The 25,358-nt window shown below is 44.9% G+C and carries 23 protein-coding genes; 14 read left to right on the forward strand and 9 right to left on the reverse strand.

The window, feature by feature from the left end; translation table 11 throughout:
* Positions 1-244: 244 nt before the first annotated feature.
* Together NSS66_RS09875 and gyrA are read right to left on the reverse strand one after the other, a co-directional pair.
* Entirely contained in the window at positions 245-1,333 is a 1,089-nt protein-coding gene (locus NSS66_RS09875; RefSeq protein ID WP_028540988.1) for an HD-GYP domain-containing protein, read from the reverse strand.
* A 215-nt stretch (positions 1,334-1,548) separates the two neighbouring features.
* Entirely contained in the window at positions 1,549-4,113 is a 2,565-nt protein-coding gene (gene gyrA / locus NSS66_RS09880; RefSeq protein ID WP_340958865.1) for a DNA gyrase subunit A, read from the reverse strand.
* A gap of 466 nt (positions 4,114-4,579) precedes the next feature.
* On the opposite strand from gyrA, the gene NSS66_RS09885 reads away from it, so the two are divergent.
* Positions 4,580-5,407 carry a YheC/YheD family protein gene (locus NSS66_RS09885; RefSeq protein ID WP_025720769.1) on the forward strand — a complete coding sequence of 276 codons (828 nt, stop codon included), beginning with the start codon at positions 4,580-4,582 and terminating at the stop codon, positions 5,405-5,407.
* Between the two features lie 141 nt (positions 5,408-5,548).
* Here NSS66_RS09885 and gyrB read toward each other — a convergent pair whose 3' ends face one another.
* The 6 genes from gyrB to dnaA all read right to left on the reverse strand — a co-directional run bounded on the left by gyrB (position 5,549) and on the right by dnaA (position 11,869).
* Positions 5,549-7,459, reverse strand: coding sequence for a DNA topoisomerase (ATP-hydrolyzing) subunit B (gene gyrB, locus NSS66_RS09890; protein ID WP_013308100.1), 1,911 nt, complete (start codon positions 7,457-7,459; stop codon positions 5,549-5,551).
* A gap of 30 nt (positions 7,460-7,489) precedes the next feature.
* Positions 7,490-7,741 carry an extracellular matrix regulator RemB gene (gene remB, locus NSS66_RS09895; protein WP_007433255.1) on the reverse strand — a complete coding sequence of 84 codons (252 nt, stop codon included), beginning with the start codon at positions 7,739-7,741 and terminating at the stop codon, positions 7,490-7,492.
* A 16-nt stretch (positions 7,742-7,757) separates the two neighbouring features.
* On the reverse strand, positions 7,758-8,873 hold the full coding sequence (gene recF / locus NSS66_RS09900; protein ID WP_340958866.1) for a DNA replication/repair protein RecF: 1,116 nt from the start codon (positions 8,871-8,873) through the stop codon (positions 7,758-7,760).
* Positions 8,874-8,927: 54 nt separating this feature from the next.
* Positions 8,928-9,146 carry a S4 domain-containing protein YaaA gene (gene yaaA / locus NSS66_RS09905; RefSeq protein WP_023986416.1) on the reverse strand — a complete coding sequence of 73 codons (219 nt, stop codon included), beginning with the start codon at positions 9,144-9,146 and terminating at the stop codon, positions 8,928-8,930.
* A 47-nt stretch (positions 9,147-9,193) separates the two neighbouring features.
* Positions 9,194-10,336 (reverse strand): DNA polymerase III subunit beta, encoded by a 1,143-nt coding sequence (gene dnaN / locus NSS66_RS09910; protein WP_023986415.1) that lies wholly within the window; start codon positions 10,334-10,336, stop codon positions 9,194-9,196.
* A gap of 186 nt (positions 10,337-10,522) precedes the next feature.
* The gene (dnaA, locus tag NSS66_RS09915; protein WP_023986414.1) at positions 10,523-11,869 is read right to left on the reverse strand and encodes a chromosomal replication initiator protein DnaA; all 1,347 of its coding nucleotides are present in this window, start codon (positions 11,867-11,869) and stop codon (positions 10,523-10,525) included.
* Between the two features lie 1,073 nt (positions 11,870-12,942).
* Here dnaA and rpmH point away from each other — a divergent pair.
* From rpmH to NSS66_RS09970, 11 genes are all read left to right on the forward strand, one after another.
* Positions 12,943-13,077 (forward strand): 50S ribosomal protein L34, encoded by a 135-nt coding sequence (gene rpmH, locus NSS66_RS09920; RefSeq protein WP_007433250.1) that lies wholly within the window; start codon positions 12,943-12,945, stop codon positions 13,075-13,077.
* A gap of 264 nt (positions 13,078-13,341) precedes the next feature.
* Positions 13,342-13,692, forward strand: a complete 351-nt coding sequence (gene rnpA, locus NSS66_RS09925) for a ribonuclease P protein component (protein WP_013312817.1) — start codon at positions 13,342-13,344, stop codon at positions 13,690-13,692.
* A gap of 71 nt (positions 13,693-13,763) precedes the next feature.
* The gene (locus NSS66_RS09930) at positions 13,764-14,630 is read left to right on the forward strand and encodes a YidC/Oxa1 family membrane protein insertase (protein WP_023991157.1); all 867 of its coding nucleotides are present in this window, start codon (positions 13,764-13,766) and stop codon (positions 14,628-14,630) included.
* Positions 14,627-15,388 (forward strand): RNA-binding cell elongation regulator Jag/EloR, encoded by a 762-nt coding sequence (gene jag / locus NSS66_RS09935; protein ID WP_028540985.1) that lies wholly within the window; start codon positions 14,627-14,629, stop codon positions 15,386-15,388. The genes NSS66_RS09930 and jag overlap by 4 nt, the downstream gene beginning before the upstream one ends.
* 128 nt (positions 15,389-15,516) lie before the next feature.
* Entirely contained in the window at positions 15,517-16,893 is a 1,377-nt protein-coding gene (gene mnmE / locus NSS66_RS09940) for a tRNA uridine-5-carboxymethylaminomethyl(34) synthesis GTPase MnmE (protein ID WP_013312814.1), read from the forward strand.
* Positions 16,894-16,988: 95 nt separating this feature from the next.
* Entirely contained in the window at positions 16,989-18,878 is a 1,890-nt protein-coding gene (mnmG, locus tag NSS66_RS09945) for a tRNA uridine-5-carboxymethylaminomethyl(34) synthesis enzyme MnmG (RefSeq protein WP_028540984.1), read from the forward strand.
* Positions 18,878-19,600, forward strand: coding sequence for a 16S rRNA (guanine(527)-N(7))-methyltransferase RsmG (gene rsmG / locus NSS66_RS09950; RefSeq protein ID WP_028540983.1), 723 nt, complete (start codon positions 18,878-18,880; stop codon positions 19,598-19,600). The genes mnmG and rsmG overlap by 1 nt, the downstream gene beginning before the upstream one ends.
* A gap of 431 nt (positions 19,601-20,031) precedes the next feature.
* On the forward strand, positions 20,032-20,850 hold the full coding sequence (gene noc, locus NSS66_RS09955; RefSeq protein WP_013312811.1) for a nucleoid occlusion protein: 819 nt from the start codon (positions 20,032-20,034) through the stop codon (positions 20,848-20,850).
* A 186-nt stretch (positions 20,851-21,036) separates the two neighbouring features.
* Positions 21,037-21,798, forward strand: coding sequence for a ParA family protein (locus tag NSS66_RS09960; protein WP_023991152.1), 762 nt, complete (start codon positions 21,037-21,039; stop codon positions 21,796-21,798).
* A complete protein-coding gene (locus NSS66_RS09965; RefSeq protein ID WP_013312809.1) occupies positions 21,791-22,633 on the forward strand; it encodes a ParB/RepB/Spo0J family partition protein in 843 nt (280 codons plus the stop codon). Before NSS66_RS09960 ends, NSS66_RS09965 begins: the two co-directional genes overlap by 8 nt.
* A gap of 198 nt (positions 22,634-22,831) precedes the next feature.
* On the forward strand, positions 22,832-23,353 hold the full coding sequence (locus NSS66_RS09970) for a DUF4446 family protein (RefSeq protein WP_023991151.1): 522 nt from the start codon (positions 22,832-22,834) through the stop codon (positions 23,351-23,353).
* Here the strand turns inward: NSS66_RS09970 and yyaC are convergent.
* Complete coding sequence (gene yyaC, locus NSS66_RS09975; RefSeq protein WP_023991150.1) at positions 23,307-23,912, reverse strand: spore protease YyaC; 606 nt, start codon at positions 23,910-23,912, stop codon at positions 23,307-23,309. The two genes, NSS66_RS09970 and yyaC, sit on opposite strands and share 47 nt — an antisense overlap.
* A 250-nt stretch (positions 23,913-24,162) precedes the next feature.
* Between yyaC and NSS66_RS09980 the strand changes: the two genes are divergently transcribed.
* Positions 24,163-25,113, forward strand: a complete 951-nt coding sequence (locus NSS66_RS09980) for a mechanosensitive ion channel family protein (protein WP_339201213.1) — start codon at positions 24,163-24,165, stop codon at positions 25,111-25,113.
* Positions 25,103-25,309: a DUF951 domain-containing protein gene (locus tag NSS66_RS09985; protein ID WP_023991148.1), complete on the forward strand. Its 207-nt coding sequence runs from the start codon at positions 25,103-25,105 to the stop codon at positions 25,307-25,309. The genes NSS66_RS09980 and NSS66_RS09985 overlap by 11 nt, the downstream gene beginning before the upstream one ends.
* The last annotated feature ends 49 nt before the right edge of the window (positions 25,310-25,358 follow it).

The following is a 25,358-nucleotide window of genomic DNA, read 5'->3' on the forward strand; positions in this document are numbered from 1 at the left end:
TGATTTTGCAAGCAAAATCGTTTTACTCACTCGTTGTTCAGTTTTCAAAGATCAAACATTCAATGTCCGCATCGGCGTTTCTTTCAACCCCTCGGCAACTTTTATAGTGTATCATATTTTCTAGAGTTATGTCAACACTTTTTTCAAAAGTGTTTTTCGCTCTTCTTGATAACACTTGAAGCGACAAGAAATAATATATCATACTTTCTTTATATTGTGCAACTGTTATTTTAAAAATACTTAGTTAAGTAACAATACACTCGATATAAAGCTCTCTTTGCAGCATTAAGTTAATGATTTCCCCATCTACTTGAATCAACGGCCGAGTCGGATGATCTCGATCAGCGAAAATAATTTCCCCTGTACGGTTATCATTGAGGCGCACCTTGGTTCCATTATTGAATTGGGTTAACTTATGAATAAAAACTTGTACGACACTTGGGTCCAGCTTTCCAAATGATTCTGACTTGATTTGCTCTAGAACCAGATACGGTGATTGGGCAGGTCGGTATGTTTTCTCTAGAGTCATAGCATGGAATACATCAGCCACTCCAACGATTTTAGCGTAGATGTGGATTTGTTCCCCTTTAAGACGCAGTGGATATCCAGTACCGTCCACTTTCTCATGATGCTGAAGAGCTGCCAAACGCACACCTTCGTTAATAGCTTTCACATTTTTAAGCAACTGGTATCCTAGTGATGTATGGCGACGTATTTCTTCTTGCTCTTCCCACGTTAGTTTGGAGGGCTTATACAGAATGACCGGGTCCATTTTAGCGTTCCCTATGTCATGAAGCAATCCAGCAAAAGCCACTTGCATCCAATCCTTTTGAGGTAATCCGATCCATTGTGCAATGGAATAGGAAGTAAGGGAGGTTAGCACGGCGTTGTGAAAAATATAGTCCACTTCGATCATGGCGGGCGGAGTATAGGTCATTACATTATAGCGCTGAATGTGCACCAGTAAGGACTCCAATTGTCCTCGCAGTTCATATATAGATAAATTAGAGACGAGCACCGATTGAAATGCATTCTTAACGAGCATCACCATTTTGTCATACTCATCCTGAAATTGTTCAGATTCATCTCGTCCATCTAACGAAGGTCCTTGCGATTCAGATGTTCCAGATCGAACAGTCGTAGACTCGCTACTGGATTTTGTAAGATCATCCGTCCCTACCTCAACTTGCTGGATCAGGAACGCCTGTAAAATCTCCAAGTCACGCGGTAGCAGAATGCGCCCTTTCGGTAGCAGCAAGCTGCCCATTTCTGTAAATACATCGCTTTGCAATCTAAGTCCTGCTTTTAATTCGGATACGGGTACAGTTGTCATGGTCAACCTCTCTGTTCTCACAACAGCTGCTCCAGCTGCCAGTTATGATGTCATTATATTACTTGGGAATGATCCTGTACATTCATTTTATGCCATTTAAAGCATACTTGTCTGAATTCGTTAGCCAGAAAAAGAAAAAGACTCCCCGACCAAATAGTCAGAGAGTCTGTTCCATCTGAAATTTAATAACTACTGTTGTTTCCATATTCAGGCTCTTATTCGCCCCCAGAAGATTCTGGGTCGTTACCTTCCGCACCTTCTGTATTCGTTTCGAGAGATGGTTCAACAGATGATAGAGATGAGCCCTCTCCAGCTTCCCCACCCTCTAATAATTCTTCAAGCAGTTCATCCTGCTCCTCATTCTTGTTCGCTCGACAAACAGTTGCAACCGAATCATCATCGCGAATATTAATCAGCCTTACCCCTTGTGTATTCCGACCCATCGTGGAGATTTCCCCCATGCTAGTCCGAATCAAGGTGCCACTAGCTGTAATGATCATCAGATCCTCTTCGGTTTTTACAACCTTGAGACCGACAACCGGACCATTTTTATCCGTAACATTAATCGTCTTGATCCCCTTACCTCCACGGCTTTGGATACGATAATCCACAACAGGGGTACGCTTGCCATAACCTTTGGCCGTTACAATCAGGATATCCAGGCTGGTATCCACGATGTCCATACCAATTACAGCATCACTCTCATCAAGGTTGATCCCTTTAACCCCTGTAGCGCTACGGCCCATAGACCGTACATCACTTTCAGGGAAACGGATAGACATGCCTTGTGCTGTACCAATAATCATTTCCTGTTGTCCGTCCGTCAGCTTCACTTCGATCAGGGCGTCATCTTCACGCAAGTTAATGGCAATCAAGCCACCTTTGCGGATATTTGCATAGTCGTCAAGTGGTGTCTTCTTTATGATTCCATGCTGGGTCGCAAAGAATAGATAGCTATCCTCCACAAATTCCTCGATTGGAATTACCGCATTGATCGACTCACCCTGTTCAATCTGAATCAGGTTAATAATCGGTGTTCCCCGGGCTGTCCGGCTAAGGTCAGGAATCTCATAGGCCTTAATCCGATATACCTTGCCCTTGTCGGTAAAGAATAACAAATGATGATGTGAATTCGTAATGAACAGATGCTCTACGAAATCCTCATCTTTGGTATCCATACCCACTACACCACGACCACCGCGTTTTTGACTGCGATAGGTAGTAACAGGAAGGCGTTTGATATATCCCGTATGGGTTACAGTAATAATAACATCTTCACGCGGAATGAGATCCTCATCCAGAATACTCTCTTCACCCACTGTAATTTCAGTGCGACGGTCATCAGCGAAGCGTTCCTTAAGTTCATTCAGCTCTTCGCTAATGATGTTGAGTACCAGATGCTCGTTCGCCAAAATCTCACGGTATTCCGCAATCTTTTGTATTAGCTCGTTATATTCGTTCTCGATCTTCTCACGTTCCAAACCGGTTAAGCGTTGCAGACGCATATCGAGAATAGCCTGAGACTGCTCAAGAGTGAGCGAGAAACGCTCAATCAGTCCTTCACGAGCTGCTTCCGCAGTTTGGGAAGAACGAATCAAAGCAATAACTTCGTCCAGATGGTCAAGGGCAATGCGCAAGCCTTCCAGAATGTGTGCTCTAGCTTCGGCTTTTTTCAGATCAAATTCTGTCCGGCGACGAATAACCTCGACCTGATGTTTGAGATAATGATACAAGACATCCTTCAGGTTCAAAATCTTCGGTTCGTTGTTTACAATGGCAAGCATATTAATACCGAAATTCGACTGCATAGCCGTATGTTTAAACAAATTATTCAGAACGACGTTCGGGTTCACGTCCCTACGCAACTCGATAACGACACGCATACCCGTACGGTCCGATTCATCCCGAAGATCCGTAATGCCTTCAATACGTTTGTCACGTACTAATTCGGCAATTTTCTCAACCAGACGAGCCTTATTCACTTGGTAAGGCAGCTCATGCACGATAATCCGTGCTTTATTGCCAATCTCTTCTATGGTGGTCTTCGCACGCATGGTCACAGATCCGCGGCCAGTCTGGTACGCCTGACGGATACCAGAGCGTCCTAAAATATAACCTGCTGTCGGGAAATCGGGCCCTTGAATATAATCCATAAGTTCCATTGGCGTAATGTCGGGGTTTTCGATCAGTGCTTGTACACCATCGATAACCTCTCCCAAGTTATGCGGAGGAATATTGGTAGCCATTCCGACTGCAATTCCGCCGACACCATTCACCAGCAAGTTAGGATAACGTGCAGGTAATACGACGGGCTCGCTCTCTTCACCATCGTAGTTCGGCATAAAATCAACGGTCTCTTTGTTCAAATCACGTAGCATTTCCATGGCAATCTTGGACAACCGTGCTTCGGTGTAACGCATCGCAGCCGCCATATCTCCATCCACGGAGCCAAAGTTACCGTGTCCATCCACCAACATATAACGCAAAGAAAAATCCTGCGCCATCCGCACCATCGTATCATATACAGCCGTATCACCATGAGGGTGATATTTACCGATAACTTCGCCGACGATTCTTGCCGATTTTTTGTAAGGCTTATCTGGCGACATGCCCAGCTCGGACATCGCGTACAAAATACGACGGTGTACCGGCTTCAGTCCGTCCCGCACATCAGGCAAGGCACGGCTAACAATAATACTCATGGCATAATCCATAAAGGATTCGCGCATTTCCACTCCGATATCCCTATTGATGATTTGCGAGTTATTTTGATCCGCCATGCTGGTCCTCCTTCTTATCCTTCAATACAATGCTCTCTATGTGAAAAGCCTAACAAGATACTGCCTATACACTCCGCTCTCTGCGCAGGATTTTGGCTGAAATCCTCATCTGTATAATTATATTACTTTCACAAAAAGAGCACAATTAAACACATCTGTCCTCTTTACAGCGTAAATCCCTCGTCATTCTCTCTCTGCCTGTAGCAGATCGCTATTCTCTTGTACAACTCACAAGCCCTGATTATAACAAATTCCCCAGAGCTGGGGATTAGCCCCCACCCTAAGGGCCTTTTCCACATACAATACGTATACGGTCAGGGTTCACTTAGCAAAATTCCGAAAAACGCCGTATTTCTCTATTATATCATTGTTTTACGCACTTGTCCTTTAGTTTCCCTTGTTTTGTCAAAGTGTTGCGGATTCCAAGTACATGACTCATATTTCGAAAAGAAAGGGATGAGATTACTTGTCTATTCAGCGAGTATCCAGTAAGTGGACCAAAACAAATGCCATTCTCCCCAATCCGACATTGGCCGCTTATGTACCGGAAACACGGTTGTACACGTTTGATCACTTGAACGAAATGTTGGCCGTGTATGGTACTGTCTATATTAAGCCTGATAACGGTACTTATGGAAAAGGGGTTATGCGGGCAGAGAGGCTGACAGAACCGCTTCCGCCGACAGAAGAAGGAATCATCGAAGAGAGAACTTGGTATGTGCTTCGCTATGAAGTAGATACCTTCACCTTCGAAAGTCTAGAAGATCTGCATAGAGTGGTTTCTTCCCGCATACGAAAACGTCCATATCTGATCCAGCGTGGAATTCCACTTCTTCAGCATGAAGCACGCCCTTTCGATCTGAGGGTATTAACCCAGATGAACTTAAGACACCAATGGGAAACAACGCTTATTGTAGGACGCGTAGCTGCTCCTGACAAAGTCGTCACCAATCATCACAGCGGTGGGACAACGCGCTTTTTCAATGAGCTGGTCGCTCCATACATGGATGTAAAGGAATCTGTACGACTGGAGCAAAAATTATCAAAAATGGGCGAACGGGTAGCCTGGCAGTTGCAAAAAAGATACCCACGTTTAAGGGAAATAGGATTAGATGTGGGACTGGATCAGCAAAATTATCCGTGGATTCTGGAGGTTAACACGAGACCAGCAATCAAGGTATTCTCTTCCCTTCCAAACAAAAGCCTCTATCATAAAATATTCAGATATGCAGTAGGCTACGGACGGTACTCTCCATCCACGGGTAAAGCCGTACGCTCTAAGAAAAAAGCCTAAAACAATGAGATTAAATATTCAAATACACCCGGGCTGGTTAATGACAAGAAAAGGGACGCCCATTTGGGCGCCCCTTGTGAACTCCTACAAAATACTACCTAATGAGCACGTAATACAGCCACTAGGAAAGAACATCACACATTAAAAATCGAGATTTTTCACGTACTTCGCATGTTCTTGGATAAAGTCACGACGAGGTTCTACATTATCACCCATCAAGGTATTGAACAGTGTATCAGCCAGCATCGCGTCACTGACAGTTACCTGAAGCATGGTACGACTCTCAGGGTCCATCGTAGTTTCCCAAAGTTGGGTCGCATTCATCTCACCCAAACCTTTATAGCGCTGTACATTGTACTTCGCGTTTTCTCCAAATTCCCTGATGATCTCATCACGTTCCGCCTCGGAGTTCGCATAACGTACAACTTTGTTACGCTCTACTTTGAATAGTGGTGGCTGAGCAATATAAATATAGCCTGCATCAATGATTTTACGCATGTACCGATAGAAGAACGTCAGCAACAACGTACGAATATGGGCACCATCGACATCCGCATCTGTCATGATAATGACCTTGTGATAACGGGCTTTGGCGATGTCAAAGTCGTCTCCGATCCCTGTGCCCATTGCTGTTACCATCGACCGGATTTCATCACTGGACAAAATACGGTCCAAGCGTGCCTTTTCGACATTCAGGATTTTACCGCGAATCGGCAAAATAGCTTGAAAGTGACGATCACGACCCTGCTTGGCCGAACCCCCTGCTGAGTCACCTTCGACGATGTACAGTTCACTAATCGAAGCATCCTTAGAGGAGCAATCTGCCAGCTTGCCTGGGAGCGAACTGATTTCCAGCGCACTTTTACGACGTGTAAGCTCACGCGCTTTACGCGCTGCTTCCCGGGCACGTGCTGCTTGTAATGATTTATCAACCACACGGCGGGAAACAGACGGATTTTCCTCTAGGAATTCCTGGAGTTTCTCTGCGAATAGGGATTCGACAATCCCTCGCACCTCACTGTTCCCCAGCTTTGTCTTGGTCTGACCCTCAAACTGTGGTTCTGGAATTTTGACGGAGATAATCGCCGTCAATCCTTCACGCACATCATCACCGGTCAAGTTGGCATTGTTGTCCTTAATCAAGCCATTTTTACGTGCATAATCGTTAATAATCCGGGTTAATGCACTCTTGAAGCCTGATTCGTGAGTTCCGCCCTCATGGGTATTGATGTTGTTAGCAAAAGAATAAATATTCTCGGTATAGCTGTCGTTATATTGCAAAGCAACTTCGACTTGAATCATATCACGCGAGCCTTCGACATAAATCGGCTGTTCATGTAACGCTTCTCTTTTTTGATTCAAGAATTGCACATATTCACTGATTCCGCCCTCGTAATGGAATGTATCGCTGGCGCCCGTCCGTTCATCAGTCAAGCTGATTGCAATGCCTTTGTTCAGGAAAGCCAACTCACGAATCCGCGTTTGGAGCGTATCATAATCGTATACAGTCGTTTCTGTAAAGATTTGATCGTCCGGATAGAAGGTCGTTTGGGTACCCGTCTCATCTGTATCACCGATGACTCTGACATCATACTGCGGAGCACCACGGTGGTATTCCTGCTCATACAGATGTCCGTCCCGTTTAACATGAACGATCATTTTGCTGGAGAGAGCGTTCACTACCGATACACCAACCCCGTGCAGACCACCGGATACCTTGTACCCTCCGCCTCCGAATTTACCACCTGCGTGAAGTACAGTCATAACGACTTCCAGCGCAGATTTTTTCATTTTGGCGTGTTCGCTTACCGGAATACCGCGTCCGTTATCTGTAACGGTAACGCTGTTATCTTCGTGAACCACAACTTGAATGCTGTCACAATAACCCGCCAGCGCTTCGTCAATGCTGTTGTCCACAACTTCCCAGACCAGATGATGGAGACCTTTGGCGCTCGTGGAGCCAATATACATCCCGGGACGTTTCCGAACCGCTTCCAGGCCCTCGAGGACCTGAATCTCGCCCGCATCATAAGACGGTTGATTCATAGACATGCCTTTCACCTACTTCTATAGATTCTATGGTTAAGCATTGGCAACAAACTGGTTTGCCCGCTTTTTGAGTGTTGTTGAGGAGATGGGGGAATAATACACCGTATTCTGAGTCACTACGATGGACTTGGCTTCCTCTTCGCCAATCATCTCGACATGCTTTTGCTGTTGGGCGTGGTTCACATATTGCTTGGAGATTTTAGAGGATTTTTCAATCGAGATATCGAAAATAGCCACAAGCTCTGACGAGCGGATGATTTTTTCTCCACCCAGATGAATATACATAGCGGTCACTCACTCCTTAGTGTTCCACATGCCCGTCGTGGACGTGGTAAATATTGGAATCCTTGAGTCGTTCTGCGTTCAAAGTCTCAACCCCGGTTGCCGTGATAAAGGTCTGTACCTTGCTTTGGAAAGTCTCGATCAGCTGGGTCTGACGATAGGGGTCCAGCTCGGACAAAACATCATCCAACAGCAAGACAGGATATTCACCAATTTCCTCATGAATTAACTCTATTTCGGCCAGCTTCAAGGACAGGGCCGTCGTCCGCTGCTGCCCCTGAGAGCCATACGTATGCACTTCTCTGCCGTTAATGGCAAAGGCCAAATCGTCACGATGGGGTCCCGCCAAAGTCATGCCACGGCGGATTTCCTGTTCCCTCATTTGGGATAACTTTATCATAAATCGCTCCAATAAGACAGCTTCATCTTCTTCCTCTGGCTCACTGAAGGAGGGAACATAGGTTAATTTTAACTCTTCTGTCCCACCTGCGATCCCTTCATGAATGGCCTGAGCCCACTTTTGTAGCTTTGTTATAAATTGTTTCCGCTTTTTAACAATTTTAACACCATGCTCAACAAGTTGCTCATTCCATACCTCCAGCATCAGCTGCACTGACGCCATATCCTTACCCCAAGCTTGCTTGAGCAAGTTGTTTCGCTGAACCAATACTTTCTGATATTGCTGCAAATGATACAGATATCCTGGCGCAACCTGTCCGATTTCCATGTCAAGAAACCGGCGGCGAACCCCCGGTGTCCCTTTCACAATTTCCAGATCCTCAGGTGCAAACATGACCACATTTAACGAACCGATAAAATCGCTCAGTTTTCGCTGCTCCAGTCCGTTGATCTTTGCTTTTTTGCCTTGTGTGGATAACGCGAGATCCAGTCTGATTTTCCCGTATTTTTTATCCACATCCGCAGCTAGGTGAGTGGAAGTAGCCCCGAAAGAGATTAACTCCTTGTCGCGGGACGTTCGATGACTTTTGGTTAAAGCCAGTACAAAAATCGCCTCTACCAGATTCGTTTTGCCCTGCGCATTTTGTCCGATCAGCAAATTAACGGGCCCAAATTCATTCAGCTCCAGCTGTTCATAGTTCCGGTACTGCTGCAAAACAATGTTGTTCACAAACACATAGGGTCCCCCTTGTTACTCCGTACCTAAAAGGAGTCCTTGCCACCCAGGCGATCATGCTCCTGCTGTAACTTCGAAACTTCCGTTGTCCTCTACTTCTACGGTATCACCCGGGTACAGTTTTCTTCCACGACGTTCTTCCGGTTCACCATTCACACGGACTTGTCCTTCTTGCAGCAGGGCTTTAGCCATGCCTCCTGTGGATACACAATCGGCTAATTTTAAAAATTGATCGAGCTTAATGTATTCGGTTTGTATAGATATCTGTTTCAAGGCTTGTTCATCCTTTCGCTTGTCCTCGGGTGGGTTAACGCTAAACGTCAGTTGGTTGTGCGATATGGCAGGATGATATACAGCGCATTGCTGGAATCAGCCGGTTTTAAAATAATGGGGCTCATAATGCCGGTAAAAGCAATCGTCAGTTGCTCGCTGTCAATCACCTTCAGCACGTCGAGCATGTATTTAGAGTTGAACGAAATTTTGAGCGGCTCTCCCTCAAATTTGGACACAGTTACTTCCTCACGCACTTTGCCAAGCTCAGAGGAACTAGAGGAAATCTCCAAACCGCCATTTTCCAGCGACTGCATTTTTACAATATTCGTTTTTTCCTCACGGGACAGCAAATAAGCACGGTCAATTGACTCACTTAAACTTTTTGTATCCACAATCAGTTCTGTTTTGTAGGAGGTCGGAATAATTCTAGAAGTATCAGGATAGGTGCCGTCCAAGATGCGGGAATAAAATAGCACCCGATCTACTTTGAATAATACCTGATTGTCCGCTACTACGATATCCACAAGCATATTTTGATCTGGAATAATTCTGCTCAGCTCATTCAGCGTTTTGCCCGCAATGACAACATTGCTAAAACGCAAGCCTTCAGACGTCTCCAAATGGGCGCTACGGGTGGCAAGGCGGTGGCGGTCCGTTGCCACAAACTTCAATTCACCCTCAGCCAGATTCCACAACACGCCAGTTAAAATCGGTGTCGTTTCGTGGGTGGAGATGGAGAATACCGTCTGTTTAATCATATTTTTAAGTAAATCTCCTGGTACAGAGATGACTTGATTTTCTTCAATGTTGGGAAGCACCGGGAATTCTTCAGGGTCCAAGCCAACAATCTGAATTTCAGTTGCGCCGGACGAGATAAAGGTTTGGAATTGGTCTTTTACCTCCATATGGATCTCCTGCGACGGCAACTTTTTGATAATTTCGACAAAGAATTTGGCAGGCAGCACAACACTGCCGGGTTGTTCGACCTGAACAACAGTTTGGTCACCATCCTCCATCGGAATAAAGGATTGAATGGAGATGTCTGTATCGCTGGCGGTCAGCGTTACTCCCTGGTGATTCACATCCAGCTTAATACCACTCAGAATTGGAATCGTAGTCCGACTTGATATCGCTTTGGATACATGTTGTATAGCCTCGTTCAAAACGTTTTTCAGAATGCTGATCTTCATAAGTTCCTCCTACGGGTTTTAATCCTTCAAGCACGCGTTGACGCGGGCCTTATTTAGGTGATGTATATCTTTAAAATATAATAGTAATAGTAATAGGCGCACTGAATATGTGGATAAGTCACTGTAACCCTAATAAAATCAAGCCTATCCACATGTGTATAAATTGTGTATAGGCTCTGAACTTATTCAGGTTGGATTTTTGATTTTTTCTATTAGGCTGTTGATAACTTTAAACAGATCCTGATCCACTTGAATGGATTTGGAGATTTTTTCGTGCGCATGAATGACAGTCGTATGATCACGCCCACCGAAGGCTTCGCCGATTTTTGGCAAAGAATAGTCGGTTAGCTCACGAGACAGGTACATGGCAATCTGTCGTGGAAAAGCTACAGCCTTCGTCCGCTTACGCGCTTTAAAATCCTCCAGCCGTAGATTGTAAAATTCCCCGACTTGATGCTGTATATCCTGAATCGTGATCATTTTTGGACGACTGGACGGGATAATATCTTTCAACGCCTCAGCCGCGAGATGACTTGTGACATCCTGATTGGTTAAGGAGGAATAAGCGACAACGCGAATAAGCGCCCCTTCCAGCTCACGGATGTTTGTATCAATTTGATTAGCGATATACATCATGGCCTCATTAGGAATATCCAGGTTTTCCGCCCGCGCCTTTTTCCGAAGAATAGCAATTCTCGTCTCCAGATCCGGCGGTTGAATATCCGTAATAAGTCCCCACTCGAAGCGAGAGCGCAGCCGTTCTTCCAGCGTTGGAATTTCTTTAGGCGGCCGATCGCTTGAGATTATAATCTGCTTGCGTTCCTCATGAAGGGCGTTGAACGTGTGGAAAAATTCCTCCTGCGTCGATTCCTTGCCCGCAATGAATTGAATATCATCAATGAGCAAAATATCAATGTTGCGATATTTATTCCGGAAACTTTCCCCGCGGTTGTCCCGGATGGCATTAATGAATTCATTCGTAAACTTCTCCGACGATAAATAAACGACCTTGCTGGTCGGATTGTGCTCCAAAATATAGTGTCCGATAGCGTGCATCAGATGCGTTTTCCCCAGCCCCACACCACCGTATAAAAACAGCGGATTGTAAGCTTTTGCCGGCGCCTCGGCGACGGCCAGCGATGCCGCATGGGCAAAACGGTTCCCCGATCCGATGACGAATGTATCGAATGTATATTTGGGATTCAGCATATGGGACACAGCTTCTTCATGAACGACCGGCTGCTGCTGAGGTTGTTGCTGAAGGTCGACCTCGGCGGGCTTGTTCTCTTCAATAACGAACTTGACCTCTAGTTGTTTGCCCAAAATTTCATAAACCGTTGCTCCGACTAGCTTGGTATAGCGGCTTTCAAGCCATTCCACGGCAAAAGTTGTCGGTGCAGAAATCACAATGGAGTGGTCATTTAGTTTCGCTGCCTTGGTAGCCTTAAACCAAGTGTCGTAACTCGGCTTACTCAGCTTGGTTTGTATGATGGATAGAATTTGCTGCCATAGTTCAGAGGTATGGCTGTCCACAGACGTCACTCCTTTTAAATCCTGACATTTTACCGAATTAAGCTGCAGAGAGCTGCTCTCGGCGCTTCGGCAAAACGCCTAAATCCCAAAAATGTTGTTGAAGGCCATAAAAAGACATACCGCCGCCTAAATCATGCGGCAGTGTGGTGAGAGAACGCAGCACAAAATGACCCTGAAAAATAGCTAATGGAAATTCCGCTGCTGATCAGCAGAAGAAAGGCGATATTTCTCAGGAGGGAATGTGCGGCACGATCCGTTCTCTTGATCCCGCAGGCCAAAACGGGACTGCAATATGTCGAAATCAAATGAAAAATGTAGAATATATCCCCAGAATCCCGAATCCGCACAAAAATAAAAAGATGGATAAATTGAACTTGTTCACAACTTTATCCACAGGGTGTTGATAATATGGAGGGTAAAACAACATATTCACATTCAAAAGTAATATCATCATAGCAAAAGAAGCCTTGTATTTCAATGACTGGTGGTTATTTATCCACAAATTCAATCTGTTGTGTACAATTTTTATTCACAACACAAGATATTGTTTATAATTTGTTCAGTTTTCGACAATAACTCTTTTTTACTCTAAAATGTTATGCACAGGTTATGACCATTTAAATCACAATTCAGTTCTTTTTGTGGATCTGTGTATAACAGCCGTTGCCTTTTGGTCACAGAGGCTTATTTTTCTGTTGAAAATTTCCGGTAACGTTTCCGACATTATTTTTGAACGAACCTGATAACGTCGATCTGAAAATAGGATGGATTCAAGTTACAGAATGAATAAATGTAAAAAAACCGTTTTTGGAGGAGCGAAAACTACAAATAGAATGCTGATGATGGAGGGAGAGGTGAAAGAAGTTTTATGAAGTAAGGGGATAAAAGAGTGAAGTGAGTGAGCGGGAGGAAGGGGAGGAGGCTTCCTGAATGCGAAAAAGAGGGAGAGGATTCACAAGTACATTGACTTTGGCCGCTATTTGTGGTTAAATGTACAAAGGTGTTTTTTGTGGAGATTGCTACGTTAGGTATATTCCATATAAAACGTATTCCTTGTAAGGAGGTGCAGCACAATGAGACCGACTTTCAGACCGAATGTCAGCAAACGTAAAAAAGTTCACGGCTTCCGTAAAAGAATGAGCACGAAGAATGGCCGTAAAGTTTTGGCAGCTCGTCGCCAAAAAGGTAGAAAAGTATTGAGTGCGTAATGCGTGCATAAAGACCACTACGGTGGTCTTTTTTTTCATAATTGAGGTATTCAGGGATCGGATTCCTTCTTTTATTGTTGTAAAAAATGTAGTGAAAGAAGAGGGAGAAGTCCAGCATCCTGTCCTATATTAGATGAAGCTTTTGAAAACGGATATAAAATAAGCGAGATTACCATGTTGGAATGTTGTCCATACTTCTTACTATATAAAAGGTAAAGGTTAGCTTACCGACATGTGTAAAAGAGATGAGCAAGGAGAAGCGCCGTGCAAAAAAAATTGCGTCTACGAAACCGGGCGGACTTTGGGCGCGTATACCGCCATGGCAAATCTTTTGCCAACCATCAGTTTGTGGTGTACTGGTTCCGCCGCAGAGAGGTAGAGCAGTTCCGCGTCGGAATTTCGGCCAGCAAGAAGATCGGCAACGCAGTAGTTCGCAACCGGATGCGCAGAATCGTTAAGGAAATTGTGCGCCATCATGAGCATGAATTGGTGGAGCAGATTGACCTGATTTTTATCGTTCGTAAGGGTGCGGTTACAATGTCGTATCAAGAGCTGGAGAAAAGCGTGCTGCACGTTCTACGCAAAGCCTCGCTGCTCAAGTCTTCACGCCGATAGTCAGTATCTTTGTCCTACAGGATATGGTATGATTTACGTTGGAATGGATTGGTTAAGAAAGGGGTTATGAAGTGTCGCGTTTGAAGACTCAACGAGGAAAATGGTTCCTCCTGATTGCCTTATTGGCACTTGTTGCTGTGCTGTCCGGATGTGCTCAGACGGCCCACAATTCTTACACGACGGCAGACTTGGCCAATGGATCGTTTTGGCAAAGATATGTCGTTTACTGGTTTTCGTATGCGTTAGATACATTTGCCCAATGGTTCTCTGGAGAGTATGGCCTGGCCGTACTGATTCTGGTGATTATCGTGCGAACCATTATTTTGCCGCTTACACTCAAGCAAGTACGTAGTTCCAAAGCTATGCAGGCCATTCAGCCGCAATTAAAAGAAATTCAAGCGAAGTACAAGGATACGCCTGAAAAAGTCCAGCAAGAGACGATGAAGTTGTTCCAGGAAAATAAGGTCAACCCGATGGCTGGCTGTCTTCCTTTGGTAGTACAGATGCCAATTTTCATCGCGCTTTATAATGCCATTTATTATAACTCGGCATTGCGGGATCATGACTTCTTGTGGCTCCAGTTAGGTAAACCGGATCACTTGTTTATCCTGCCGATTTTGGCAGCGATTACGACTTTTGTCCAAACCTGGATGATGATGAAAATGAATCCGACGCCGCAGCAGGGACCAATGCAATTTTTGCTGTACGTCTATCCAGTGCTGATTCTTTTCATGTCGTACAACTTTCCATCCGCTTTGCCGTTGTACTGGTTCTACAGTAATATTTACACGATCATTCAAAACTATTTCCTTTATCGGAATAAGGATAAAGAAGCAGCACTGGCGAATGTGAAAACAGCCAGTCTCGCGAAAACAGGTTCCTCCAATAGTAAGAAAAAAAGTGGCAAAAACACGAAGGGGGCTAAAAAGTCGAGATGACCAAAGTCGTGACATCAGGAAAAACCGTTGAAGATGCTGTAAGACAAGGACTCTCCCAGCTGGGAGTAAGCCGTGAACGGGTAACCGTAAGCGTGTTGGAACAGCCGTCAAAAGGATTCCTGGGGTGGCTCGGGGTCAAGAAGGCGAAGGTGGAGCTTACGCTGCTCTCTGAGCCGTCTCCTGAAACCACACACGCGGCTGAACCTCATGTATCGGCTCAAGCACCTTCTAGCGTGGGACAGGCTTTATCAGAAGAAACTGGGCCTGTTGCACAGGAAGCACAGATGAACATGGGAGCACCTTCGGGACATATAGATCCTTATGAAGAGGCGGTGCGTTTCATCCGTGAAACAGCAGCAGGAATGGGATTGGACGTTAAAGTTGATGTCCGCCACCGCAAGGATGAAAGTACACTGGATATCTCCGGTCCGTCGCTCGGTATGTTGATCGGCCGCAGAGGACAGACATTGGATGCATTACAGTACCTGACGAATATCGTTGCCAACCGTCATTCTGACAAATTCATCCGAATTGTGCTGGATGCCGAGCAATTTCGTGCACGTCGGCAAAAAACGCTGGAGGATTTGGCAGATCGGTTGGCGAACCAGGCTATTCGTTATGGCAAGGAAGTGGTACTGGAGCCAATGCCGTCACAGGAGCGGAAGCTGATTCACGCCAAGCTCCAACAGCATGCGCTGGTTAGAACATACAGCAAGGGGGACGAGCCCAATCGGCGCGTCGTCATTGCTAAAAAATAATCCGACGCAATGGCTCTCTGCAAGATGCAGAAGCCATTGCTTTTTTTCTTATATTTCTCGCTGAAACGGCTGCCGTCCTTGATGAAGGACGGCAATGTCGTTTCTACTTGATAGGAGGTAGAAACTTTATGCTGAGCGATACTATAGCTGCCATTGCAACGGCTGTCGGCGAGGGCGGCATTGCGGTTGTACGGATCAGCGGTCCAGAAGCGGTCACGGAAGTGGAGGCTTTGTTCCGTAGTAAAACGCCTCTAAGCAAGGCTCCAACTCACACGGTACATTATGGACATATAATAGATCCTCAAAGCCAGGAAAAGGTGGAGGAAGTTTTAGTTACAGTGATGCGGGCTCCACGCTCTTTTACGACAGAAGATGTCGTAGAAATCAGCACTCATGGCGGGGTCGTAGCCGTCAAACGGGTGATGGATTTACTATTGCTGCAAAATATACGTCTGGCTGAGCCAGGTGAATTTACGAAACGTGCTTTTTTGAATGGTCGTATTGACCTGAGTCAGGCGGAGGGTGTCATTGACTTGATTCGCTCCAAATCAGATAAAGCTTTTTCGGTGGCTTTGAAGCAGGTGGATGGACAACTGTCCCAGAATATTCGTCGCTTGCGTCATGTTTTGGTGGAGACACTTGCTCATATTGAAGTGAACATTGATTATCCTGAGCATGATGTTGAATCTTTTACATCTGACTTAATCAAGGATAAAAGCAGTCAGGTCATGACGGAAATTGATCGGCTGTTGCATACGGCGGAGCAGGGAAAGATTTTACGTGAAGGGCTGACCACAGCGATTGTTGGAAGACCAAATGTGGGAAAATCATCACTGCTGAACACATTGGCTCAGGGCGAGCGGGCAATTGTGACCGATATTCCGGGTACAACCCGTGACGTTATTGAGGAATATGTGACGATTAATAGTATTCCGCTCAAGCTGCTGGATACAGCCGGGATTCGTGAAACGATGGACGTAGTGGAACGGATCGGAGTAGAACGTTCGAGAACGGCGGTTAGTGAAGCGGATCTGCTGCTCATCGTCATTAACGCCAACGAACCACTGCATGAGGATGAAATGGCATTAATGGAACAAATCCGCGGTAGACAAGCGATTGTCATTATGAATAAAATGGACTTACCGGCCCAAGTAGACCGGGATTTGTTGCTGCGTTATGTTCCCGAAGAGCTTATCGTACCGATGTCTGTGAAGGAAAATGAGGGAGCGGACCGACTGGAGCAGGCTATATCGAATTTATTCTTTAGCGGCAAGCTGGAATCAGCGGATATGACATATGTCAGCAACGTACGGCATATTGCTTTGTTGAAGAAGGCGCGGCAATCGCTGGTAGATGCCTATGAAGCCGCTGATCAATTTGTTCCGATCGACATGATCCAGATTGATGTAAGGCTGGCATGGGAGCATTTGGGTGAGATTGTAGGCGATACTGCGCATGATGCGCTAATAGATCAAATATTTTCACAATTTTGTCTGGGCAAATAGAACTTTCAAGCATGGCTGATATAAGCCTACTATCGTTATATATACAAGAGCATATTCGGCGTGAAGACCGGAATGTATAAGGAGGTAAGAAAGGTATGGGTTACCAAGGAGGCGACTATGACGTAATTGTCGTAGGCGCGGGCCATGCGGGCGTAGAATCAGCCTTGGCAGCAGCACGGATGGGCTGTCGCACGTTGATGATCACAATTAACCTGGATATGGTCGCTTTCATGCCCTGCAACCCGTCTATTGGCGGTCCTGCAAAAGGGCATGTGGTGCGAGAAATTGATGCACTGGGCGGCGAAATGGGTCGGAATATCGATAAGACGTTTATCCAAATGAGAATGTTGAATACTGGTAAAGGTCCCGCGGTTCATGCATTGCGTGCACAAGCAGACAAGTTCTCTTATCAGCATACGATGAAGGAAACGATGGAAAAGGAACCGAATCTGACCTTACGCCAAGGTATGGTTGAAGAGCTGATTATGGAAGACGGTCATTGCGTAGGTGTAATTACGAAGACGGGCACAGAGTATCGAAGTAAAGCAGTTGTCCTGACCACAGGCACTTATCTGCGCGGAAAAATCATTATGGGCGAGCTGATGTATGAGAGTGGTCCGAACAATCAACAGCCTTCGTTGAGATTGTCTGAGCATTTGAGAGAGCTGGGTTTTGATCTGGTTCGATTTAAGACAGGAACGCCGCCACGTGTGCATAAGGACACGATTGATTTTAGCAAAACGGAAATACAACCGGGTGATGATCAACCGAAGTTCTTTTCCTATGAAACGAAGTCTTCAGATAATGAACAGCTTCCTTGCTGGCTGACATATACTTCAATAGAAACGCATCAGATTATTAATGATAATTTGCACCGTGCACCCATGTTCTCTGGTCTGATTGAAGGAACGGGACCACGTTATTGCCCATCTATTGAAGATAAGGTGGTACGTTTCAGTGATAAGCCTAAGCACCAAATCTTTTTGGAGCCTGAAGGTAAAAACACATCTGAATACTATGTTCAGGGCTTGTCCACCAGCTTGCCAGAGGATGTGCAATTAGCTGTGCTGCGTTCGATTCCGGGGATGGAAAAGGTAGAGATGATGCGCAATGGCTATGCTATCGAATATGATGCAATGGTACCTACGCAGTTATGGCCTACTTTGGAAACGAAGAAAGTCCCAGGCTTGTTCACAGCAGGTCAGATTAACGGTACTTCCGGTTACGAAGAAGCTGCAGGTCAAGGGATTATGGCAGGGATTAACGCAGCTCGCAAGGTGCAGGGCAAAGAGCCTGTCGTATTGGACCGTTCGCAAGGCTACATTGGGGTTCTGATCGACGATCTCGTGACGAAGGGTACGAATGAGCCTTATCGCTTGCTGACGTCGCGTGCAGAATACCGTCTGTTGTTGCGTCATGATAACGCCGACCTGCGATTGACTCCGATCGGGCATGATATTGGCCTAATTACGGATGAACGATACGAGCGCTTTTTGGATAAAAAGCAAAAGGTAGAGCAAGAGATTGAACGTTTACGCTTGGCGAAGGTTCGTCCGGTTGATATAAATGAGATGCTGGAGCAAGGCGGATCTGCACCAATACAGGATGGCAGTAATTTGTTAACGGTGCTGCGTCGACCAGAGATCAGTTATGCGCAAGTAGCACAAATCTCACCTTCACCTATAGCTCTAACTGAGGAAGAACAGGAGCAGGTGGAAATCCAAATTAAGTATGCGGGCTACATTGAAAAGCAATTGATGCATGTTGAGCGTCTGCAAAAGATGGAGAAGAAGAAGCTCCCAGAGGATATTGTATACAGTGAAGTTCAAGGACTGGCCATTGAAGCCAAGCAGAAACTTGAAAAGATCCGTCCGATGTCGATTGGCCAAGCATCCCGTATTTCGGGTGTAACTCCTGCGGATATTTCCATTTTGCTGGTTTATCTGGAGCATTATAACCGCGTAACGGCAGCAAGGGGATCATAATGGACGCGATACAACAGCAATTTAAGCAGCGGCTGGCAGAGCATAGTATTGTGATTAATGACAGTCAGTTAGAGCAGTTTGAAACATATTACCGTGTGCTGGTTGAGTGGAATGAAAAAATGAACCTGACGGGTATTACTGAGCGTGATGCAGTGTACACCAAGCATTTTTATGATTCTCTTTCCCTGGCCTTTTATGTACCGTTAAAAGATGTGGAAAGCCTAGCTGATATTGGATCAGGTGCAGGTTTTCCGGGCATTCCTTTGAAAATATGCTTTCCGCAGATTCAGTTGACTATTGTAGACTCGTTGAATAAACGTATACAATTCTTGGCACATGTGGTAGAACAGTTGGGTCTGGAAAATGTTGAACTGATTCATAGCAGGGCAGAGGAATTGGGGCGTAAACCAGGATACCGCGATAGTTATGATCTAGTGACAGCCAGAGCTGTTGCTCGTCTCGCAGTATTGAATGAATTTTGTTTGCCGTTTGTCCGTGAAGGAGGACACTTTGCCGCGATGAAGGGCAGTGATCCTACAGAGGAAATCAAGGAAGCTTCCTACAGCTTGAAAGAGCTAAAGGGAAAAATCAAACATGTTCAGGCCTTCCAGCTACCTGTTGAAGATGCAGCTAGACATATGATTATTATTGAAAAAAGAGCGGCGACACCACGAAAATATCCACGTAAGCCGGGTACTCCTTTGAAGACGCCGTTAGTGTAAATGTTTGAAAGAAAGTGAATGTTTCACGTGAAACATTCACTTTCTTTATGGCTGATAGACTCTTTACATAAAAGACTCTTTGCTAACATACGTTCTTGTTTACATTTGGGGAGGAAGATGGCTGATAGTTATCAAAGAGGATGCATAATTTATTCTCTTATCCTTCCGAAAAGCTGGTAGAGACGATAGGATTATGGCTGGAAAAGTGATAGAATAGAGATAATCGTTTTAATGTAAGTTGACTGCTCCTGTACCCATGAATTCAGATATACATATAGGGGAGTGGGACAACAAATGTCAGGGGAGTACGTGGAGTGTACCCGCTTACGGCGCTGTTTCATATAAAAGGGTCTACGATCCGCGTAAGGAACTGTTTTTCACGAAGCGCTGTTAGTATGGTGCTATTATGAAATTAGGTGGTATTATACGGAATGAAAGAACAATTTTCCAAGCTATTTGGTTTGACGGAGCGATCTACTGGGGACGAAATAAAACAAATTCCAGTTCGGGATATTGTCAGCAGTCCTTATCAGCCCCGTACCATATTTGACGACGAGAAGATTGATGAGCTATGCCAGACCATTAAGACGCATGGTGTAATTCAACCGATTGTCGTTCGTTTCCGTAATGGACAATATGAGATTATAGCAGGGGAACGTCGTTGGAGAGCTGTCACCAAGCTGGGTATGGAAACTATTCCAGCCATTGTTCGTGAGTTTAATGATTCACAAGCTGCATCCATCGCGTTGATTGAGAATCTTCAACGGGAAGGGTTAACTGCGATTGAAGAGGCTGTAGCTTACCAAAAGCTGATTGATCTACATCAGCTCACCCAGGAAAGCCTCGCTCAACGACTTGGTAAAAGCCAATCCACTATTGCTAACAAGATACGGCTGCTTCATCTGCCGGAGAGAGTGAAAGAGGCTCTAATGGAACGGAAGGTGTCCGAGCGTCATGCTCGTGCATTATTGTCATTAGAGACCGAAGAACTACAGTACAAGGTTTTAGATGAAGTCATTGCCAAAGAACTCAATGTGAAGCAGACAGAGGCACGAGTTGCCTTTTATAAACAAGTATCCACCAATAAGAAATCGAAGCGGATTTCCTTTACCAAGGATGTCCGGCTTGCGCTGAATACGATACGTCAATCCATTGATATGGTGTCTGGCTCAGGCTTGGATATCAAAACCAAGGAATCTGATCATGAGGATCACTATGAGATTGTCATTCAAATTCCCAAACGTAAGTAAGGGATGAAGCGTACAGGCGGCAGCAATTGCCGCTTTTTCTGTCTAACGCCGAATAAAACCGCAGCATACTCAATTCTATTCTGAAATTGCCGTTATCCGTAAGTTAAGGACTAAGTAACGTCTCCATAGAGCATTTTGCAATCATGGAGTGTAGCAGGATTCCGATTAAATTATGAGGTGAATGAAGTGTCAAAAATAATAGCCGTAGCCAATCAAAAGGGCGGAGTAGGCAAAACAACTACTTCCGTTAATTTGGGCGCCGGACTTGCTTCCCTCGGCAAAAGGGTATTGCTCGTGGATATCGACCCGCAAGGTAATACAACCAGCGGTGTGGGTATCAATAAGGCGGATGTGGCAAATTGCATTTATGATGTACTCATTAACGAGGTTGATCCTAGCGAAGCTATTGTCAGTACACAGGTTGAAGGACTAGATATTATTCCGGCAACCATTCAGTTAGCAGGCGCGGAAATTGAACTGGTGCCGACCATTTCTCGTGAATTGAGATTAAAAAGATCGCTTCAACTCGTTAAGCATAATTATGATTATATATTAATTGATTGCCCGCCATCGCTGGGTATTTTGACGCTCAATTCATTGACGGCTTCCGATTCAGTCATTATTCCAATCCAGTGTGAATATTACGCATTGGAAGGATTAAGTCAATTGTTGAATACCGTGCGATTAGTGCAAAAACATCTGAACACCTCATTGCAAATTGAAGGTGTGTTGTTAACCATGTTTGATGCCCGCACGAACTTGGGTATTCAGGTGATTGAAGAAGTGAAAAAGTATTTTCAAAGCAAGGTTTATCAGACGATTATTCCACGCAATGTGAGACTCAGCGAAGCACCATCACATGGCCAGTCCATTATTACGTATGATCCCCGTTCCCGTGGGGCAGAGGTATATATTGAGTTGGCAAAGGAAGTGGTATCTTATGAGTAAACGGTTGGGAAAAGGACTTGATGCACTCATTCCCTCCCTTACAGTCAATGAAGAGGATAAGGTTGTTGACATTCCGCTCAGCCAGTTGCGTGCGAATCCGTACCAGCCTCGAAAAACGTTTGATGAAGAGTCCATTAAGGAATTAGCCGAATCCATTCGTCAGCACGGTGTTATCCAACCTATTATTGCACGTAGTGTATTGCGAGGATATGAAATCATAGCCGGGGAAAGACGTTTTCGGGCTTCTCAATTTTGTGGGAATCCGACTATACCTGTAGTTGTTCGCAATTTTACGGATCAGCAGGTGATGGAGATTGCCCTGATTGAGAATTTACAGCGTGAGAATTTGAATGCAATGGAAGTGGCAGTAGCTTATCAGGGATTAATGGATCAGTTTTCTTTAACTCAGGAAGAGTTGTCCATGAAAGTGGGAAAATCACGTTCTCATATTGCCAATTTCCTTCGCTTGCTCGCATTGCCTGAAGAAGTTAAAGATCATGTTTCACGTGGAACATTGTCTATGGGACATGCTAGAGCTATTGTTGGGCTCAAAGATCCAGACATGGTGAAACAGTTAGCACAGCAATGTATTGAACAGCAGTGGAGTGTTCGCGAACTGGAGGAAGCTGTACAGCAGTTGGATCATAAGCCTGGTGAGGCGAAAGCCAAAACAAAGGTACGAAAAAAGGACCCCTATATTGACCATATGGAAGAGTCCCTGCGTGAACGCTTTAAAACAACTGTAAAGATCAAGCACAATAAGGATAAAGGCAAAATTGAATTGAATTATTACAGCCAGCAGGATTTGGAAAGATTACTGGAGCTATTACAGTAGTTTGTTGAAATATGGACATGTCTCCTTGAGCAAAATGGAAAGTGAGATATGTCTTTGCTTTGTCTGGAATTGCAGGAATTAGAATGGTTATGATGGATAAACTAATAGCCTTGTGTTATTTGTTTCGCTGTTCTCAAACGTATAAAATATAAGTATGCAGTAACATGATTTTTGAGGTAGAGGAGTAGAAGCAAGCATATGGCTGAATTGAATGGACTAATCATGGAACAGCTTGCCGGAATCGTTGCAGGGATCGTGCTTATTTTGCTCATCCTGTTGATTGTTATTATCGTGCAGGGTGCAAAGCTGAAGAAGATGCGGCGAAAGTATGAAACCATGATGGCAGGCAGCGGTGTCGAGAATTTGGAAACGCTGCTGATTGATTTGAAGGTACAGATGGATACGATTGAGGATGAGCAGGAAACCCATCGTGCAAGTATGAAATCATTACGTAGTAAACTGGCTGGCTTGAAGGGACATATAGGTATCAAACGTTATAATGCCTTTGGTGAGAGAGGAAGCGATTTAAGCTTTTCCCTGGCTATTGTAGACGACAATCAGGATGGTATGGTATTAACCGGCATTTATAACCGAGATGGCTCATATGTGTATGCCAAGCCACTAGAAGCGGGACAATCCACCTATTCCTTATCACCTGAAGAAAAAGAAGCCGTTACTCTTGCGCAGCAAGCAGGACAGAACGGTAATGCCACTCCTTAATTGCGGAGTATAGGCTGCCAGCAATGATATCTGATAATTTCATTACCAAATTTAGTCTCGTATTTTGCAGCACGAAGTATTCCATGAAGCCGCCGACGTTAACGATACCAGTTAAATGGATATCGCCGACCGGCGGTAATTCTTTATTTACACCTGCTCCAGGCTTGAGAGGACCATCTGAAACCTGAATGCATCCAACGCTGGAGGTTTGTCCAAGACATGCATCTATACCAATGATATAAGGCTGTTCATATCGGGCTTGTATGCCATTCAGCGTCGTTTGCAGGTTCATAGCATGTACAGGCTCCTCTAATGTACCGTATAGGTTAAACAGAGGGCTTTTGTAGCGTGATAAATGCGTACCTACGAGCGGACCCAGGCAATCTCCAGTAGAACGGTCGGTGCCGATGCAAATAATGACGATATTTTGCAGACTCGGCGCCTGATGCAGATGGAACAGCAGACGATGGATGATGGCTGATTGGATCCCGGGGTCTGTGTGTGATATTTTTAAGCTTAGGGGTTCTTGCTCCGGAATGAAGTCAGATGGATGAGTCATGGAATCTTCCTTTCGCTCTGTAATGGAGTGTGAAGGTTGCGCTCGCTGTACCTTGGAGAATAACAATTAGCCTGCGGGTAACATTTATTCTCAAGATAGTAGCTAGTATATGGATAAACTTGTGCTTTTATACTCGAGGAAGTAGATTATTCATAGCCGTATGTTTGAAGTCAGTAGATAAGCTTATATAGTAGGAAATAGAATTCGGGAAGCAGGAAGAGTAGTTCCCTTTTTTAAGGAGGAGTACAGGATGACCTTTATGCATTGGCTGGAGGGCGATTCAGGCACAGAAGAGGTAGTGAAGGGTGCTATCCACTTGAAGGATATCGTATGGAAATTCATTACAGATGGTGAGATGTGGTCGACCTTTTTGTTTGTGATTTTGAAAATTGCAATTATTTTCATTATTACACGTATCTTTATTCGAGTTATTAATAAAATTATAGATAAGTCAATGCAACAAAAGGGAGATAACGGCAGATTCCGATTGAATACAAGGCGGTTAACGACCGTTGGGGAATTGCTAAAAAATGTAACCAATATTGTATTCAATTTCATCTTGATTATGCTGGTGCTTTCTCAAATGGGCATTAATCTTGGTCCTCTGATTGCTGGAGCTGGAGTGCTTGGATTGGCCGTTGGTTTTGGGGCACAGAGCCTGGTTAAGGATGTAATTACTGGATTCTTCATTATTTTTGAAGATCAATTTGCCGTAGGAGACGTCATTCAGACAGGTACTTTCAAGGGTACGGTGGAAATGATCGGGCTGCGCACAACCAGACTGGTGAGCTGGAAAGGTGAGGTTTACATTTTACCGAACGGCTCAATTACAACGGTAACAAACTTCTCCATGTCCAACGCGTTGGCGGTAGTGGATGTGCCAATGAAGGCCGAGCGTAGTCTGGAGGAAGCAGTTGGTTTGGTAAAACAGGCAATCCAAGGCATTGAAGAGTCCAATGTACAGATACTTAATATACCAGATGTGTTAGGGGTTCAGTCCATGACTACCTCAGAGTATATTGTGCGTGTTGTGGCAGAATGTATGCCAAATACAGGGGCCGTGGTAGAGCGTGATATTCAGAATAACATCAAGAAGGCCCTAGAGGATGAGGAACATCGTCAGGCCGCCTTGGAGACGGCGATAACCCTAGAAAAAAAAGATGAGCAAGGAATAAAAGGGGGAGAGAAGGGTGGAGCGTAAGTCATTTGAACTAGGGGACATTGTACAGATGAAGAAGCCTCATCCGTGTGGAACGAATGAAATGGAAATTATCCGCATGGGGATGGATATTCGAATCAAATGTGTCGGTTGCCAGCATAGTGTGCTGATTCCGCGTGCCAAGTTCGAAAAGAATATGAAGAAAGTGCTGCGATCAAAGGCCAACGCCGACGATTAAAACACGGAAGCGAATTGAGCCAAGAAAGATGAATGGCGATGAACCAGAA

Source organism: Paenibacillus sp. FSL R10-2748 (genome assembly GCF_038005565.1).
Lineage (GTDB): Bacteria > Bacillota > Bacilli > Paenibacillales > Paenibacillaceae > Paenibacillus > Paenibacillus polymyxa_B.

Coding starts and splice junctions, on each gene's coding strand:
- gyrB (WP_013308100.1), bottom strand. CDS start 7,459: ATGTCTATGAATCAACCGTCTTATGATGCGGGCGAGATTCAGGTCCTC.
- remB (WP_007433255.1), bottom strand. CDS start 7,741: ATGTATATTCATCTGGGTGGAGAAAAAATCATCCGCTCGTCAGAGCTT.
- NSS66_RS09970 (WP_023991151.1), top strand. CDS start 22,832: ATGGCTGAATTGAATGGACTAATCATGGAACAGCTTGCCGGAATCGTT.
- jag (WP_028540985.1), top strand. CDS start 14,627: ATGACCAAAGTCGTGACATCAGGAAAAACCGTTGAAGATGCTGTAAGA.
- noc (WP_013312811.1), top strand. CDS start 20,032: ATGAAAGAACAATTTTCCAAGCTATTTGGTTTGACGGAGCGATCTACT.
- NSS66_RS09875 (WP_028540988.1), bottom strand. CDS start 1,333: ATGACAACTGTACCCGTATCCGAATTAAAAGCAGGACTTAGATTGCAA.
- mnmE (WP_013312814.1), top strand. CDS start 15,517: ATGCTGAGCGATACTATAGCTGCCATTGCAACGGCTGTCGGCGAGGGC.
- dnaN (WP_023986415.1), bottom strand. CDS start 10,336: ATGAAGATCAGCATTCTGAAAAACGTTTTGAACGAGGCTATACAACAT.
- NSS66_RS09980 (WP_339201213.1), top strand. CDS start 24,163: ATGACCTTTATGCATTGGCTGGAGGGCGATTCAGGCACAGAAGAGGTA.
- rpmH (WP_007433250.1), top strand. CDS start 12,943: ATGAGACCGACTTTCAGACCGAATGTCAGCAAACGTAAAAAAGTTCAC.
- gyrA (WP_340958865.1), bottom strand. CDS start 4,113: ATGGCGGATCAAAATAACTCGCAAATCATCAATAGGGATATCGGAGTG.
- rsmG (WP_028540983.1), top strand. CDS start 18,878: ATGGACGCGATACAACAGCAATTTAAGCAGCGGCTGGCAGAGCATAGT.
- yyaC (WP_023991150.1), bottom strand. CDS start 23,912: ATGACTCATCCATCTGACTTCATTCCGGAGCAAGAACCCCTAAGCTTA.
- NSS66_RS09965 (WP_013312809.1), top strand. CDS start 21,791: ATGAGTAAACGGTTGGGAAAAGGACTTGATGCACTCATTCCCTCCCTT.
- mnmG (WP_028540984.1), top strand. CDS start 16,989: ATGGGTTACCAAGGAGGCGACTATGACGTAATTGTCGTAGGCGCGGGC.